This window comes from Petralouisia muris (assembly GCF_004793545.1).
In the GTDB taxonomy this organism is placed as follows: Bacteria; Bacillota; Clostridia; order Lachnospirales; family Lachnospiraceae; genus Petralouisia; species Petralouisia muris.
Genome location: NZ_SRYA01000091.1, coordinates 1 through 15,874, shown reverse-complemented (window position 1 = coordinate 15,874; position 15,874 = coordinate 1). Strand labels below are relative to the sequence as shown.

The 15,874-nt window shown below is 30.2% G+C and carries 17 protein-coding genes; 15 read left to right on the top strand and 2 right to left on the bottom strand.

Annotated elements, in window-relative coordinates; translation table 11 throughout:
• On the bottom strand, positions 1-532 hold a 532-nt coding region (locus E5329_RS25085), incomplete at its 3' end, for a helix-turn-helix domain-containing protein (protein ID WP_168356767.1).
• Between the two features lie 362 nt (positions 533-894).
• Here E5329_RS25085 and E5329_RS25080 point away from each other — a divergent pair.
• The 14 genes from E5329_RS25080 (at position 895) to E5329_RS25015 (ending at position 14,725) form a co-directional block, all read left to right on the top strand.
• Positions 895-2,556, top strand: a complete 1,662-nt coding sequence (locus E5329_RS25080) for an ABC transporter ATP-binding protein (protein WP_135991985.1) — start codon at positions 895-897, stop codon at positions 2,554-2,556.
• Positions 2,549-2,956 carry a hypothetical protein gene (locus E5329_RS25075; RefSeq protein WP_135991984.1) on the top strand — a complete coding sequence of 136 codons (408 nt, stop codon included), beginning with the start codon at positions 2,549-2,551 and terminating at the stop codon, positions 2,954-2,956. Before E5329_RS25080 ends, E5329_RS25075 begins: the two co-directional genes overlap by 8 nt.
• Before the next feature lie 312 nt (positions 2,957-3,268).
• On the top strand, positions 3,269-3,475 hold the full coding sequence (locus E5329_RS25070; RefSeq protein WP_135991983.1) for a hypothetical protein: 207 nt from the start codon (positions 3,269-3,271) through the stop codon (positions 3,473-3,475).
• Between the two features lie 64 nt (positions 3,476-3,539).
• On the top strand, positions 3,540-4,382 hold the full coding sequence (locus tag E5329_RS25065; protein WP_135991982.1) for a CPBP family intramembrane glutamic endopeptidase: 843 nt from the start codon (positions 3,540-3,542) through the stop codon (positions 4,380-4,382).
• A 296-nt stretch (positions 4,383-4,678) separates the two neighbouring features.
• Positions 4,679-4,984: a PqqD family protein gene (locus E5329_RS25060; RefSeq protein ID WP_135991981.1), complete on the top strand. Its 306-nt coding sequence runs from the start codon at positions 4,679-4,681 to the stop codon at positions 4,982-4,984.
• Positions 4,977-6,332, top strand: a complete 1,356-nt coding sequence (locus tag E5329_RS25055; RefSeq protein WP_168356766.1) for a B12-binding domain-containing radical SAM protein — start codon at positions 4,977-4,979, stop codon at positions 6,330-6,332. The genes E5329_RS25060 and E5329_RS25055 overlap by 8 nt, the downstream gene beginning before the upstream one ends.
• A complete protein-coding gene (locus E5329_RS25050; RefSeq protein ID WP_135991979.1) occupies positions 6,322-6,528 on the top strand; it encodes a hypothetical protein in 207 nt (68 codons plus the stop codon). The genes E5329_RS25055 and E5329_RS25050 overlap by 11 nt, the downstream gene beginning before the upstream one ends.
• Positions 6,522-7,907 (top strand): radical SAM/SPASM domain-containing protein, encoded by a 1,386-nt coding sequence (locus tag E5329_RS25045; RefSeq protein WP_135991978.1) that lies wholly within the window; start codon positions 6,522-6,524, stop codon positions 7,905-7,907. The genes E5329_RS25050 and E5329_RS25045 overlap by 7 nt, the downstream gene beginning before the upstream one ends.
• A 163-nt stretch (positions 7,908-8,070) precedes the next feature.
• A complete protein-coding gene (locus tag E5329_RS25040) occupies positions 8,071-9,399 on the top strand; it encodes an aminotransferase family protein (RefSeq protein ID WP_135991977.1) in 1,329 nt (442 codons plus the stop codon).
• Positions 9,396-11,453, top strand: coding sequence for a B12-binding domain-containing radical SAM protein (locus E5329_RS25035; protein ID WP_135991976.1), 2,058 nt, complete (start codon positions 9,396-9,398; stop codon positions 11,451-11,453). Before E5329_RS25040 ends, E5329_RS25035 begins: the two co-directional genes overlap by 4 nt.
• Before the next feature lie 7 nt (positions 11,454-11,460).
• On the top strand, positions 11,461-12,267 hold the full coding sequence (locus E5329_RS25030; protein ID WP_135991975.1) for a class I SAM-dependent DNA methyltransferase: 807 nt from the start codon (positions 11,461-11,463) through the stop codon (positions 12,265-12,267).
• Positions 12,268-12,461: 194 nt separating this feature from the next.
• Positions 12,462-13,112: an ATP-binding cassette domain-containing protein gene (locus E5329_RS25025; protein WP_135991974.1), complete on the top strand. Its 651-nt coding sequence runs from the start codon at positions 12,462-12,464 to the stop codon at positions 13,110-13,112.
• Positions 13,113-13,124: 12 nt separating this feature from the next.
• Positions 13,125-14,291, top strand: coding sequence for an ABC transporter permease family protein (locus E5329_RS25020; RefSeq protein WP_135991973.1), 1,167 nt, complete (start codon positions 13,125-13,127; stop codon positions 14,289-14,291).
• A gap of 248 nt (positions 14,292-14,539) precedes the next feature.
• Positions 14,540-14,725, top strand: a complete 186-nt coding sequence (locus tag E5329_RS25015; protein WP_135991972.1) for a DUF4177 domain-containing protein — start codon at positions 14,540-14,542, stop codon at positions 14,723-14,725.
• A 163-nt stretch (positions 14,726-14,888) separates the two neighbouring features.
• Here E5329_RS25015 and E5329_RS30070 read toward each other — a convergent pair whose 3' ends face one another.
• A complete protein-coding gene (locus tag E5329_RS30070; RefSeq protein ID WP_168356765.1) occupies positions 14,889-15,056 on the bottom strand; it encodes a hypothetical protein in 168 nt (55 codons plus the stop codon).
• 286 nt (positions 15,057-15,342) lie between these two features.
• On the opposite strand from E5329_RS30070, the gene E5329_RS25010 reads away from it, so the two are divergent.
• On the top strand, positions 15,343-15,874 hold a 532-nt coding region (locus tag E5329_RS25010; RefSeq protein WP_168356764.1), incomplete at its 3' end, for a helix-turn-helix domain-containing protein.

Below are 15,874 nucleotides of genomic sequence, written 5' to 3'. Positions count from 1 at the left end.
CCAAAAGCACATCATGCATTTTCTGTTCAAATTCAGGGTCACGTTTTTCACAGTAACACTTGATTTTGAAAGGTTTGATTTCCGACCTGCGCAATATCTTTTGAACCATAGGTTTTGTGATCGTGGCAAGCCGGGGAAAGCCCACCTCTTGTGCATTTTTCTGAATATGCTGATGCAGGCTTTTCAGAGTCCAAAGTTCCTGGGAATAGCCAAGATCCGCTGGACGTTGGCAGGCCAAATCCACGATCCATGCCACAGCGTCATCTGTAATTTCAATCGGATGACCAGGACGTGGTCTATCATATAAAGCAAGATCAACACCGCCTTCTTTAAACTTTTTAAGGCATAACTTAACGGTATTCACGTTAACGTCTATGCGCTGTGCTATTGCGGCGTTTGACTCACCTTGTGCTTTGTATATCAATATTTTTGCACGGTCAACAATCTGAGCCTGTATTGTTCTGCATCTACACAGAGATTGGAGATATTCATAATCTTCCTGTTCAATATCTAATATATTTGCGTGTGCCATAATCAACATTCCTTCCTATATTTGATAATTTGATTATAACACTCATATATGTATTTGACTAGTTATTTAATTTATGATGTACTAGTTAAAGCCGATTTGTATTTCTCAGGTGATACTAGGAATAATATTAGTTCTGTTTCTTATGAATTGTAGTCAAACTAAACAAGGATAGTTTACGTTCCAGAATGTTAGTTTACAAATTAGCGGAATCATGTGTTTTTCCAGCGGGAGAATACTTATTTACCTGTGGCAGTTAGAAAAAATAACAAAAGAACTCGTAATAATTACATGAAATAAATAAAGACGAATAAAAATAGTACTATGTTAATAGTAGATACGATGACAATAAAGAAAGGAATTACATGAATAGAGATACTTATTTGGCTTATGTTTCTAATAATCTAAAAAAATATATTTTGATAATATATTTAGTAACGCTGGGGTCTATAGCAGGAATATTATATTCATTTGTTTTAAAAATTGTCTTGGATGAAGTTTTATTGAAAAATAAATATCATATATTAGATGAACTAGCATTGATTTTACTTCTATCTTTTTTAATAACTTCATTGATTAATTATAGCAATGGCACATTAGTTTTGGAGTTGACTCAGAGTATATCCATTAATATAAAAAGTAAAGTCTTGAATCATATTCAAAAAATACCGGTAGAAGCTTTTGGCAAATATGATTGTGGAGATCTTACTAATCGTACAATAAATGATGTTGACACTATATCAAATTTTTTGTCTTCATCTATAATTGTATTTTTTGCGAATTTAGGAAATGCCATTATGTATTTGTTTTTGATGATTAAGATAAATCAAGGATTTGCAATGATAACAGTAATAATGTGTATTGTACAACTGGTTATATCAAAAAGATTTAATCCAAAGCTTAAAACAACGAATAGAGAACTTAAAGAAAAAAATTCTGAACAACTTGACTTGTTAACACATATATTTAATAATCATAAATTTTACAAGGCATATAATAAATCTTCATATAATAATGAGAAATATAGAAAGATCATATTCTGTATAAAAAAAATAAGCTTTAATAATTTTAAAATTAAGTTTTTATATAATACAACTATATCGGCTACATCTTTTCTATCCTCGCTTTTAATTCTGGGGTTGGGAATACATGAAATTATATGTGGAAGAATGACTGTAGGAACACTTTTTTTGATTGATTCTATTAGTGAAATGTTTGTTCAAAGTGCTAATGCGCTTATGGAGTTTAATATAGAGTTACAGAATGCATATGTATCTATGGAGCGTGTTAAAGAAATAATGGATATAGAACAGGAGAAGCAGGACAAGAATTTTAAGGAAAACTATAGAAATTTATCAATTAGTAATATTTGTTTTGATAATGTGAGCTTTCGATATTTAGAAAAGAAAATTTTAAACAATATAGATTTAGAATTTCAGAGAGGTCAAAGTTATGCAATTATGGGAACGAGTGGACGAGGAAAAACTACAATAGCTTATTTACTACTTCTGTTTTATAACATACAAAAAGGAAAAATACTAATTAATCAGATAGATATAAAAGATATTCCAGTATTTAGCTTGAGAGAGAAGATTGCAATTGTTATGCAGGAGAGTGTTATTTTAAATGGAACGATAAAAGAAAATATAATGTTAGATATAGTGGGCGAGGAAGAAAGTAGATTTAAAGATATTATAAGAATATGTTATTTAGATGAATTTGTAGGTTCAATGAAAGAAGGATATGAAACTATGTTAGGTGAAAAGGGTAGACAGCTTTCAGAAGGACAGAAACAAAGGATATCAATAGCAAGAGGTTTGATAAAAAAGGCAGATGTATACATATTTGATGAAATAACAAGTCATTTAGACTATCATACTAGTTGTAATATTATACACGGCATACAAGGATATTTACAAGACAAAATAATAATTTATATTTCTCATGATATGTCAATAAAAAAATTTGCGGATCATGTTATTGATTTACAAGAACACATAGAAGAAGTGGAGGGGAAAAGTGAATAAGTTAAAGGCAATTCATAAGACATATATTGCATCATTACTTGCGACGGTATTATTTATTTTCATTGTAATTATCATTTTACAAATTAATAAGGGAGAGGTTTTAGAGATCAAGGGTATCTTTAAAAAAGAAAAAGATATTTTTTTTAGCTTTGAAATAGAGAACTATAAAGCAAATGATATTGATATAAATGAACAATTCTTTTTGCGTGACGATGAAATTAATACTTTATACGAGGCAGTTGTAATAAAGGTAGTGAAAATAGAATATGAAAATTTAACAAACAGAATAATTTGTGATTTAAGAGTATCATGTGATGAATATGTTGAGGTTGGAAAAGAAAAGACTATGAGATTAATAAAAAGTCACAGTGGGATTATAGACAAGTTTTTGCATCAATAAATACGTTATGTCAGATGGTAACCTTGGTGAACAAGGCTGCTATATAAAATATAAAAGGAAGGAGGAAAAGTCATGCTAGGAAAACCTAGAATTTTTGTGACACCGGATTCGGTATCTTCACTAAAAGGTGGAGAAATGGCATGTAGTGGAAACACGTGCTCTAAGGGGTATTCATGTAGTTCCGTAGATAGTTCTGGAGGTGGTTGCAGTGTTGGCTTTGCTGTCGGTGGTATAGTAGTAGGGACTTTAGCAGGAGCGGGCGTTGGAGTAGTGATAACATAAACACTAAGAGAGTGGAGAAAGGAGTTAATTATGTTAAATAAACCCAAAATTTTTGAGCCACCAGAAAGCGTTTCATCATTAAAAGGTGGAGAAATGGCATGTAGTGGAAACACATGCTCTAAAGGTTACACATGCAGTTCGGTAGATAGTTCTGGTGGTTGCAGTTATGGATTAGGTGTAGGTGCTATAGCAGCAGGAGTTGGTGTTGGAGCTACAGTTGGACTTGCTTTGACGTAAAACAAAAGAATAGAAAAAGGATGCCCTAATGCCAAATTAAGGCATCCTTAATGAGGAATAGTGTATGCTTATGATGAAAAAGGTTAATCGGAAAGATTGGATAGCTTGTATTATTATAACGATAATTGCAGTTATATACTCAGACTGTTTTGGCATCTTACCAATTATTGCATCTATTTGTATGGTGTATATTGTTTCGGGGTTTCCTGATGATAATAACGAGTGTAGAGAGGGAGATAAAAAAACATATTTTTTGATTTTAGTTTCTACAGGAATTGCTTATTTTATTTACTTTATGATAGGAAGTGGACAATGGAATAATGGTTTAGTTCTAAAAAATGAAATTATTATATTACCAACATACGCCATTTTGTTTGTCTATGTAATACCGTTAATATGGTTGAGAAAACAAAAAAAATTAAACATTAGAAAAATGTTTTCTTTTGATAAAGAAACACGGAAAATAAGCCTTTTGATTTGTATTATATATTTTTATTATTCTTGTGCACAAATTTCTATTTATTACATAGAAAGTAGCATTATTTCAAAATGGATGCCGTTACATATGATGGTTCAATCATTTTGGGTAGCAGCAGTGGCAGAAGAATTATTTTTCAGAGGGTATATATATAATCTTCTAAAGAAGGTGTGTTGCACTACATATGCACAAATGGTATCATCACTGATTTTCACATTTTCACATTTTAATTTATTAATTAAGTTAATAAATGAAGGGGTAACAGTACAGATTATAATTAATTATATATCGATCTTTGTTTTGGGGTGGTGTTCTGCATTTATCTATGAAAAGAGGAAAAATTTAATTCCTAGTATAGTTTTACATACATGTGTAAATGATTTTTTTAAATATTTTATAATATTGGGAATTCAAAATTTGTCAAGTTAAAAGTACGATTAGATATACCAAAATATGACTTATTTTTTGAAACTATAAAGAAGTGTGGGATTAAGTATTTAATGTGATAGGTGCTTCTTCTTGAAATAGTGATAAATGAATTTTATATCGAAAGAGAAGAAGGTAATATTGGCATTATTACTTAATATTTGAAGATTTGGATTCGGAAAGCAAGGGGGGATAGTAGACTAAAATTGTGTCTAGTATTTTATAGGAATTTTATAATATATAAAGCTTTAAAAGAAAGGGGAAATGATGTTTTCTCATAAACATCAGATGAAAAAGATATGGAAATAAATAAAATACCAACATTAAAAACAATCTGTTGGAAGATAACAGATGGCTATGTTATTGTTGATTCAGCAAGAGGGCATTTTATATTAAATGATACCTCAAGTATTGTATGGAAGTGTATTGATGGTCGCAAGACAGTTGCTGACATTATTAGAGAAATACATGTAAAACATAGTGAAGAAAATACGTTAGCGCAAATAGAAGAAATCGTATGCGAAGCGATTACAAGTTATATGGAAAATGATTTGGTGCTTCTGTGCGAAGATGATGATTTGGATGGTTGGTTGCAGTATGAATAATAAAATAATATTATTACATTTACCTATTATGAATTATATACAAAAAGATTTCATAAATGAAGAAGGCGGCTATAATCCATCTTTGGGGATTATGGCATTGGGAACATATCTAGAATTAAATGGATATGAGCCAATAGTTATAGATATGTGTTATGAGAGAATGAAAGTAAGAGAATTGATAGAGAAAATTCAAGGAATCGATCCACTTTTTATTGGTATATCTGTTTATACAGAAAATTTCAATCAAGCGATAAAGCTTACACAACAATTAAAATCAAATATTAAAGGCATTAAGATTGCACTTGGAGGACCGCATCCTACTTTACAACCGATGGAATGTATTGAGAAAGATACGGTAGATTTTGTGATAATGCGAGAGGGTGAATCAATCATATTAGAACTTGCAGAAGCAATACGAACTGGAGAACGATTGATAAAATATGAAGATATTAGAGGACTTGTTTTTAAAAGGGGTGGTAGATCGATAAAAAATAAGTATAAACATTTTATTAGTGATTTGGATTTATTGCCCATTATCAAAAGAGAATTGGCAGATGCAGCACGTTATGGAGGGTATATAAATATTTCTACAAGTAGAGGATGTCCGGGAAGATGTATTTATTGTTCTGCAACTACTTTATCAGGGGCATCATACCGTGTTCGGAGTGAGTATTCTATCTATTTGGAAATGCTTTTAATAAAGAATATTTGGAGTGAAAAATTATTTAAAATATATATTGTTGATGATACTTTTACGGCAATACCTGAAAGGCTAAATAATTTTATGGATTTAATAGAGAGATTTGATTTTAAAATTAATTGGCAGTGTGAATCTAGAATTGATGTGATGAATGAATTGTTGCTTGAACGCATGCATAAGTCAGGATGTATTGCAGTTCAATATGGAATTGAAAGCGGTAGTCAAGAAGTGTTAGATAAACTGCGGAAAGGAATTAATCTTGATAGAGCGATAGAAATAATTGATGCTACATATAAAAATAATATAATTCCATGTCTATCGTTTATGCTGGGACATTATTGTGATACAAAAGAGACCATGTGGCAAACAGCATATTTAATAAAACAACTTTTTGAAAAATATAAAGCAGAAATAGCAGTATCTTACAATACTCCATTTCCAGGAACATTTCAATATATTAAAAGTAAAGAATTGGGTATGAATATTTTGACGAACTCATATGAAAAGTATACTTTATTAGATCCTATTGTAGAAACGAAGAATTTTACAGTAGATGATCAAAGAGAAGTATTTTACTTTTGTAGCAAATATGTAGGACATTATGATGCTATAGAGAAACAGATGGGAGGATGGACATATGTTAGCTGATAAGAGAGTGGTTATTCGAGCGAAAAGCAGTTTAAGTTTTGCGGGAGAAATTAAGAAATATACTAATGATTCTAAAGGGATTTTATTAAAGCCAAGCGAACGTTCAGAAATAAAAATATGGTTTCCAATGGATGAAATAGAATGCATTATATATCCGAATGGAGAAGTTAAAAAAGGAGAAGAACTGGTATGGTAGATTACAGTACAAAATACATTTATAATGAAAATTACAAAATTTTTAGTAGAGATTCAAAGTATTTATTTGTTGATTTTGAGAGTACTAGTTGGTTTCGAACAAATAGAAGTGGATATGATTTTATTAATAAAATAAAAGCATTAAAAAGTATTCAAAATGCATTGTCCCAAACAGGAGCAGAATTAGGAATTGGTGAAAAGGTTCTACATAACACTATGAGTTCTTTTATACAGGAGTTAGTAGAAAATAAAATCTTAATAGAAGAAAATGCTATTATGGAGACAGAAATCAATGCAATTGAGTATCCTAATACGATTTGGGTTCATGTTACAAATATATGTAATCTTTCATGCCCTTTTTGCTATTCAGATGCAAAAAAGGATAATACTTACAACATAGATTATATGAACGTTTTAGAATTTTTAGAAAAACTTCCTCAAGAAGGACGAAAAAAGGTAATTATCAGCGGAGGAGAACCTTTTTTATATAAGAATCTTAAGAAACTAGTTATCGGATTAAAGAGTTTGGGGTTCATTGTAAATATTATCACAAATGGTACATGTGGAAGAGAATACTATCCTGATATAATTCCATTAATCGATTTGTTACAGGTTTCTATTGATGGCTCAACAGAATGTGTCAATGCAACAACAAGAGGAAAAGATTCACTTGAAAGAACTCTTCGTAACATTCAGTATGCAAAAGAACTGGGAGTAAAGGATTTATATGTATCTTTCACAGCAAGCAGATATAATATAATGGATTTGCCCAATATGCCAGAATTTTTATTTGAAAATAAAATTAATCATATTCATATAACGAAACTTTTACCTGTTGGAAGAGGAAAAATAAATTTGGTTGATTTATCACCAGATCAAGAAGTGTATGAGAAAAGTATCGAAGCATTCAAGAAGAAGATACAGATATGTAATCAAAAAATATATTCCATTCGAGAAAGTAAAGAAGTATTTTTAGAGGAGAAAGATAAAACAAAATTTTTAACAGTTTCTTTTGCAGGAGATCAACTAGATACAGTAATGAAGGGGTATAAGGTTACAGGATGCGGTGCAGGGGATGCTACATTAAGTATCAATTATGACGGAAAAGTTTATCCATGTACTTCATTAAATGAAGAAACGGAATGCCTTGGAAACATTGCTGATAATAATATTATTCAGATAATTGAAGAAGGTAAAAAAATTGCTTATGAATTATGTGTGGATAACTTACCAGAATGTATAGAATGTCAATTAAAGTATTTTTGTGGTGGGGGATGTAGGGCATGCGCTCGAAATTATGATTGTATTAAAGGGAAAGAACCTGATTGTGAAAGCTATAAAGAACGGATTTGGGAATATATGTGGACGCTAGAGGGGTAGAAATTTATAAATGCAAAAAGCATTTCTCGGTAATTGAATAGGACTTTAAAAAACATATTTGTTATGAGAATAATCATACTTGAATGTATTTTTAGTAATACATGGTCAAGAGAAAGGAAAAGATGTTTTAATTATATAGTAATTGGAACATTATATAAGAAAAATGAATACGTTAAATCTTAGAAATATATTAGATGATGATAACCAGATTGATTATCCCATATGGCATCCATATTCTAATCTGACAAAAAATTACTTTAATCAAATTATTTTGAAGAGAGGGGAGGGTACCTTCGTTTATGATAATGACAATAGAAAATATTTAGATGCTTGTAGCGGATTATGGAATGTTTCTTTAGGATATGGAAATGAGACGATAAATAGCTATATTGAAAAGCAAATGAAACTTATGGCATATTGCTCTATATTTGAACATTCAAATTCAACAGCAATTATGGCTGCTAATATGATTGTAGAATACTTACCAAGTTGTATGAATAAAATACAGTTTACTTGTTCGGGTTCTGAGAGTGTGGAATTGTCAATTAAAATCATGAGAGAATATTGGAAATTAACAGGGAAAAAGGAAAAAGAAAAGATAATTAGCTTTACTAAATCATATCATGGAACATGTTATGGTGGAATGAGTGTTAGTGGTATTACAAAAGAGCAAACCAGAAATTATGCGCCTTATCTCTTAGATACAATTAGTTTTCAAGTGCCTGATTCGTCTATGAATGTAGAAGAAGGCAAATTACATGAAAAAACTTTAGAAGAATATATTACAATGAATGCAGATAGTATAGCTGGAATTGTTGTTGAACCAATACTAGCTTCAGCAGGGATGGAGAGAGTCGATATAAAATTTATTGAACGTTTATATAGACTATGTAAGGAGAATGAAATATTAATAACAATAGATGAAGTGGCTACAGGTTTTTATAGGACAGGAAAAAGATTTTATTTTGAAAACTATTGTTTTGTGCCGGATATTGTGTGTATGTCAAAAGGGATTAATTCGGGTTATGTTCCATTTGGTGCCGTGGGAATTCAGGATTTTATTGTAGAACGGTACAAAAAGAGTAATGCAATTATTGCTCACGGAACAACACAAGCGGGAAATTTGTTGGGATGCGCTTCTACTATTGGAACTTTAGAAGAGTATAAGAATCTAAACATTTCAGTGAATGTCAACAAACAAGGGAAATATCTTAAGAGTTCGTTGATAGAGGGATTGAAAAGTCATCCTAATATAAAAGGCGTTAGAGGAGAGGGACTTTTGATTTCTATAGATTTACAGGAAGATACATCGGGAACTATCATGCGGCAAGAAAAAATAGCATATATACAGCAAGAATTAGCAATAAACGGGATTTTAGTATACCGGTCATTGGTTGGGCTGACATTAATGCCAATGTTAAATATAAAAAAAGAGGAGAGTTTTATTATTGCTGAGAAAATAATTAGTTTTTTTAGCAATGATACATTTTGAGTGTTTGGGAAATGTACGATGTTGTTTTAGTCTATTTGAATATAGTTAATGGGAAATTTACTGGAGCAGAATATCAACTAGATTGTGGATATATAGGAAGTTATTTGATAAAAAGTGGAAAAAGTGTTTGCCAATATATTAATAAAAACCTATCAAGCCTACAAAGTTTAATTACTGATCTGAAAAGTAATTATAAATGTAATATTTATTGCTTTTATATAAACGAATATAATTATTTTGTCTCAAAAACGGTAATCAACAATCTAAAGAAAGCGTTTGGAATTTGTAATGTGATTATTGTAGGTCCATCGGCAGAATATATAGGAAATTATTTGTTGAATGAAGTTGAAGCAGACTATTGCATCACACATGCTGCAGCTATTACGCTAGATTGTATATTAGACAAAAAAAAGAAAGAATCTATTTCAAATCTTTTTTATAGAGATGGCAAAGAGATATATACTACAAAAAAGGAGGTTTTAGATTATACACTGGATAATTTAGGGTTTCCTTATCAGTCTGGAATGATTCCACCAGAAGAAATACAAAATGTAGGAATGCTTACATCGGTTGGTTGCTATGGGAATTGTACGTTTTGCTCCTACAAAAAAGATAATAAAGCATTTAAAGTGCATACAATAGAGGCGATAATGGAAGAAATTGATTATATTTCACATTATATAAGGGGGAAGAATGTTAGACTGAATTTTGTAGATGACTGTTTTTCTATGAATTCAGAAAGAACATACGCTGTGTGCAAGAATTTGAAAAGGAGAAATTATATATTTCGTTATTGGTGCTGTAGTCGTGCAGATTTATTGAACGAAGATATTATAGATTTAATGGCAGACTGCAATTTTAGTGGGGTAGTTATTGGACTTGAAACTGCTTCTGAAAAAATATTCGGGAAAATAGGTAAAATAGAAAATAGCAAAAATTCTATAAAGTATATAGAACGAATTGCTGACATATTTAAATATGGCAAAAAAAGAGGAATTAATCCATATGTTAGTGCTAATTTTGGATTACCTTTTGAAGAGTACGAAGATGTACAGACAACACTACAATATTTGGTAAAAAACAATATGCGAGATAATGTGAGCATATGCTTTACGACAGCATTTCCGGGAAGTCAATTATTTGATAAAAATTATCTATTTGATTCGAAAATCGAAACAACACCATATAAACTTCCATTCCGCTCACAATATAAAGGATATATGAAATCAGTTTATTATCAATTAGAGGAAATTGGATACCAAAAACATAATGTTCAAATGTGGAAAAGAGTTATTGTTGAAGCATTTTCTGGGGTGTGTTTAAGTGATTTGAAAAAAAATAAGAACTGTGTGAAATATATTTTTGTAAATAAATTAAACAAAGCAGCCTTGAATACTATTAGTCGTTATATCAGTGTTAATGGTTACATTTTAGTTGAAATAGATAAGTTAGAATTTAAAAATGTTTTATATTCTGAAGATAGGAAAACTTTATGTATGATGACAAAACAATATGATTCTATTATGCATGAAGCCTATGAGGAGGATTGTTATATTCCTAATATAATATTTTATCATATTTCCAATGGTAATATTTATTTTCAACCTAACGCGAATTATATTCCTAAAAAAAGAGCTATAAAATTGAGAGAAATAAAAAGTATACATGATTACGAAGAACTTTATGACGAGGCGCTAAGATATGCTACAACACAAGTTATATTAATCAGTAATTTAAAAAAAGGTGTTATAACAAATGCATGTAGGTGGGGACAGGAAAAATGTAATAGATTTTGGATCGGGGAACAAAATGAAATATTTAACTGTTGTCATTTCAAAGTAGGTAATGCTGATGGTTTGAAACAGAAATCAAATCATAGTGATAAGTGCGTCGTATACCAAAATAATTCCAATTCAGATATGATATTGTCTAAATATATAACAATAATTTCTTGTTTCTACAGCTATTATGAGATAACAGATTATGATGATAATGATATTGTTGGGATTAATGTTGATGAAAATATGAATTTTAGAGTGATTGGAAAGGAGTAAAAATAATATGCATTATTTTGGATTATGTGATGGAATACGTAAATTAAATTTGCCAGATATAGAATATCTTGATATTTATGAAAGCGAATTTTCTAAATTTTATGATAATCTTGTTATAAATGATGATTACGATATAGAGTATTTAAATAAAGTATTAAATAATACTAAAGAACCAGTTTTGGAGCTTGCATGTGGTTCTGGGCGAGTAATGATTCCGTTATTAGAGAAAGGGTACTTTGTGTCTGGTGTTGATGTATCTGAGGATATGCTTGAGATTTTGAGAAAAAAAAGTATAAAAAAAAATATATCTGCTAATTTGTATAAAGATGATATGTGTTCATTTCATGCAGATTTTAAATATGCATATGTTATATTATCACATATATCTATATGTTTGCTTGAACCAGAACAACAAAAGGAATTATTCATGAATATAAGTAAGAATCTATTGAAAGATAATGGAAAATTTATTTTTAATTTTACAGAATTTTCTGATAAACTAGTGGAATCGAGAGAACTGGAACCTAATTATTATTTTAATATGAGAACTAAATCATTTATTGTTTTTTCTGAAAAAGTAGATCTTGATGCGGATAAGGTGTATATAAATATGTATATGGAGCAGATCGAAAACAACAATACAAAACGATATATAGGAACTTCGTGTAAAAATATTATAAAAAAAGAAGTTCTTGAAAATCATATAAGAACGGCAGGGTTAAGAATAAGTGATGAGAAATCCTTTTTTTTGCCAGAAGGAATGGTAACATATTTAATCGTAGAAAAAGAAAAAAATAAATGCAATAATGACTAATATGAAAAACTCTTTTTACTAATAAAATTAAAGATTAACATGGAAAAGAATAAAAAATATTTTCGGAAATGGATATGAAAGAAGGTTAAAAGTATCGGAGCTGGTTAGTGATAAATTATGATTATATGCTGATAATAATATAAATATAAAAAAGAAAGGAAGCGTGATGTTCCACAAGAACATCAGATAGAAGAATGATTATAAAGGCTGAAAATATAAAGAAATGTTATTACACAGGAAAAGAAGCACATTTAGTTATTGATGATTTTTCCTATACATTTGAAGAAGGTAAAATTTATCTTATTAAAGGATTATCAGGCAAAGGTAAAACGACATTATTGTCATTATTAGCTTTGTTAGATGATATTGATGGTGGAAAAATATATTATGATAATGAGTTGATTTCTAATGCTAACATGGATAAAAAATGTGTGCTGCGAAGTAAAGAAATTGGAATTGTTTTTCAAGATTATGGATTGTTACAAGAACTTAATGTGATTGAAAATATAATTTTAGGAGATATTATTACTGGAAATCTAAGTGAAGTAGAAGCACTTGAACGTAGTGATCAAATTATAAATATGCTTCAGATTTCAGATAAAAAAAATTGTTATCCTAATGAAATGTCAGGAGGACAACAACAAAGAGTTGGAATCGCAAGAGCAATTTTAAAAAATCCTAAAATAGTTTTCTTAGATGAGCCAACATCTAGTTTGGATGGGGAAAATACAAAAATAATTGTTTCGTTTATAGAAAAATATTGTCATGAAAATAAAAAACTTGTAATTATAGCAACACATCTTGACTCATTTGACAACATTGCAGATGATATTATAGAACTATAATGGAGGATAAAAATGCCTGTAAAATTTAAAGTTTTCAGAAGTATACTGTTTTCAAAGAAAGGAACATTGTATGTCTACATAATGGTTTTGGCTTTTTTTATGACATTTATTAATTTTAAATTTATCGCTTCTTTTAATAGTATGCAACAATCGGATATACCGGATATAGTAGTAAAGGGAAAGATGGATGAGGATGGAGAATTAAAATATAAATATTATAATGATATGCCAGATGTAAGTTCTCAGTTGAGAAACCAGCTGAATGAAGATGTTAAAATTTATCCGGTAACTGCAAGAAGTATGATGACTGACAGAGATCCATTAACTAATGCTACTATTGAATATACTGTTTATGGAGTGAGTAATGAATTTTTGGATGATGTCATAAATAAGAATATTCAAAATGGTAATAAAATAGAAACTGGAAGTCATGAGATATTGATGGGAAGTTATGCTAAAAATTTTTATGAATTAGAAATAGGAGATGTAGTTAATCACCCAGTGACATTAAAAAAAGATTGGATGGAAGATGATATTGGTTTATATAAATTGTCAGGTGTATTATCAAATCAGTTGTCATATTTTAAAGGTGGGATATTTCTTTCAAGAGAGAAATTTGAAAAAGATTATGGAAAAATAAATGATAATATGATTTTTATTTACCTAGATGATAAAGAAAGTTTTGAGGAAACTTTGAGCTTACTACAATCGTTAAGAATGAGTAATCCATCAATTGGCACGATCAGTATGAACTATTATGAAAAGCATGGCATAATGCAAAATACAATTTTGAGTTGTTCTTTTTGGGGGATTATGTCTCTTATTGTTATTTTATTACTTGTCTCTTATTTAATGAAGGGAACTTCTAGAAAAATAGGAATTTTGAAGGCATTAGGAATTTCAAATAAAATTATGGTCTCAGTTTTTAATGGTGGAATGATGATTGTCTTAGTAATTTCTATGATTTTAGCCCTTATAACTACTGAAATTTTAACTTTAGCATACAATCATTATTTGAGTGGTTTTTATGGATTTGAAGTTGAAGAGTTTATGTTAAATTTATATTGCGTTTGGGTGGATTTAGTATTTATAATTATATGTTTTTGTGCATTATCTATTAGAATCTATAAACTGACAAGAAAAACATCACCTAAAGCTGCTATGCAAAAAATTAATTAACTCGGGGGTTCAATTGGGAGACTTGGAGAAGTTGTCATATATAAAAGAGGATGGTGATTATTGTGCAAAACATAAATAAAGAGAAGATGTCAAAAGAAATGAAGAAATTAGTTGCTTACTTTGTTATAACCATTTTTTTATCTATTATAATACAATATTGTTTTTATTAATATTATAGAATACAGTATATTATAAAAAAGCATGGTTATAGATGTAAAATAAGTTCAGAAAGTATGGAGGAAGATCTTATGTATCAATATAAATTTGTAAAAATTGAAATTTCAAAATGGGATAATAGACCACAAGAAGATTATCATGAAATTATTAATACGTATGCAGAAAAAGGATGGGAATTAGTACAATTATTTTCGCCATCGTTAGGAATATCTGGATATAGTAAATATATTGAGATAATACTAAAAAAAGAAGTTTAATATAAATAGTACAAACTTAATATTTAATTATTCATATAAAATAGACTTAACTTTTAGGAATATCCATAGAAAGTTGAGTCTATTTTTGTGTCACAGAAAAAATACCTCTCCCTGTTATGCAGGTTGAGCTCACAAAACTCTTATAGGTGCTCCGAGTGCAAAGTTAGAGTGCGGAGCGTATATATAAGAAAAGCTCTGCTTTCAGGGCAAGTCCCTTGCACAGTTGGCTGCGTCTGGCAGAATCAATGGTTTCTAACAGTGGAGCAATCAGGGCATAACGTTCAAAAGCCTGCTGTTCCTGCCAGTTCTTGTCTTTTATGATTGTATGCATGGTTTATGCACCTCCTTGAGGTAAACATACATCATATCCGGATGACAATAAAAACAAAGTGGGTGCAAACTCATTCGTCTCAGGAAGACTTAGGAAACCCTCCTGAGTTATATATCATACGAAGAATGGCTTCCAGCCAGCGGTCGTTTGATAAGCGTAATTTTTCGAGCAGGGACACAGTGGAGACAAGTAGTCCCTTTTCTAGTACATCATAAATTAAATAACTAGTCAAATACATATATGAGTGTTATAATCAAATTATCAAATATAGGAAGGAATGTTGATTATGGCACACGCAAATATATTAGATATTGAACAGGAAGATTATGAATATCTCCAATCTCTGTGTAGATGCAGAACAATACAGGCTCAGATTGTTGACCGTGCAAAAATATTGATATACAAAGCACAAGGTGAGTCAAACGCCGCAATAGCACAGCGCATAGATGTTAACGTGAATACCGTTAAGTTATGCCTTAAAAAGTTTAAAGAAGGCGGTGTTGATCTTGCTTTATATGATAGACCACGTCCTGGTCATCCGATTGAAATTACAGATGATGCTGTGGCATGGATCGTGGATTTGGCCTGCCAACGTCCAGCGGATCTTGGCTATTCCCAGGAACTTTGGACTCTGAAAAGCCTGCATCGGCATATTCAGAAACATGCACAAGAGGTGGGCTTTCCCCGGCTTGCCACGATCACAAAACCTATGGTTCAAAAGATATTGCGCAGGTCAGAAATCAAACCTTTCAAAATCAAGTGTTACTGTGAAAAACGTGACCCTGAATTTGAACAGAAAATGCATGATGTGCTTTTGG

What these genes read in the sequence shown, in the direction of transcription:
- E5329_RS25050 (WP_135991979.1), top strand. Translation starts at nt 6,322, where the DNA reads ATGTTAGCTGATAAGAGAGTGGTTATTCGAGCGAAAAGCAGTTTAAGT.
- E5329_RS25020 (WP_135991973.1), top strand. Translation starts at nt 13,125, where the DNA reads ATGCCTGTAAAATTTAAAGTTTTCAGAAGTATACTGTTTTCAAAGAAA.
- E5329_RS25045 (WP_135991978.1), top strand. Translation starts at nt 6,522, where the DNA reads ATGGTAGATTACAGTACAAAATACATTTATAATGAAAATTACAAAATT.
- E5329_RS25055 (WP_168356766.1), top strand. Translation starts at nt 4,977, where the DNA reads ATGAATAATAAAATAATATTATTACATTTACCTATTATGAATTATATA.
- E5329_RS25060 (WP_135991981.1), top strand. Translation starts at nt 4,679, where the DNA reads ATGGAAATAAATAAAATACCAACATTAAAAACAATCTGTTGGAAGATA.
- E5329_RS25015 (WP_135991972.1), top strand. Translation starts at nt 14,540, where the DNA reads ATGTATCAATATAAATTTGTAAAAATTGAAATTTCAAAATGGGATAAT.
- E5329_RS25070 (WP_135991983.1), top strand. Translation starts at nt 3,269, where the DNA reads ATGTTAAATAAACCCAAAATTTTTGAGCCACCAGAAAGCGTTTCATCA.
- E5329_RS30070 (WP_168356765.1), bottom strand. Translation starts at nt 15,056, where the DNA reads ATGCATACAATCATAAAAGACAAGAACTGGCAGGAACAGCAGGCTTTT.
- E5329_RS25080 (WP_135991985.1), top strand. Translation starts at nt 895, where the DNA reads ATGAATAGAGATACTTATTTGGCTTATGTTTCTAATAATCTAAAAAAA.
- E5329_RS25065 (WP_135991982.1), top strand. Translation starts at nt 3,540, where the DNA reads ATGCTTATGATGAAAAAGGTTAATCGGAAAGATTGGATAGCTTGTATT.
- E5329_RS25040 (WP_135991977.1), top strand. Translation starts at nt 8,071, where the DNA reads ATGAATACGTTAAATCTTAGAAATATATTAGATGATGATAACCAGATT.
- E5329_RS25030 (WP_135991975.1), top strand. Translation starts at nt 11,461, where the DNA reads ATGCATTATTTTGGATTATGTGATGGAATACGTAAATTAAATTTGCCA.
- E5329_RS25025 (WP_135991974.1), top strand. Translation starts at nt 12,462, where the DNA reads ATGATTATAAAGGCTGAAAATATAAAGAAATGTTATTACACAGGAAAA.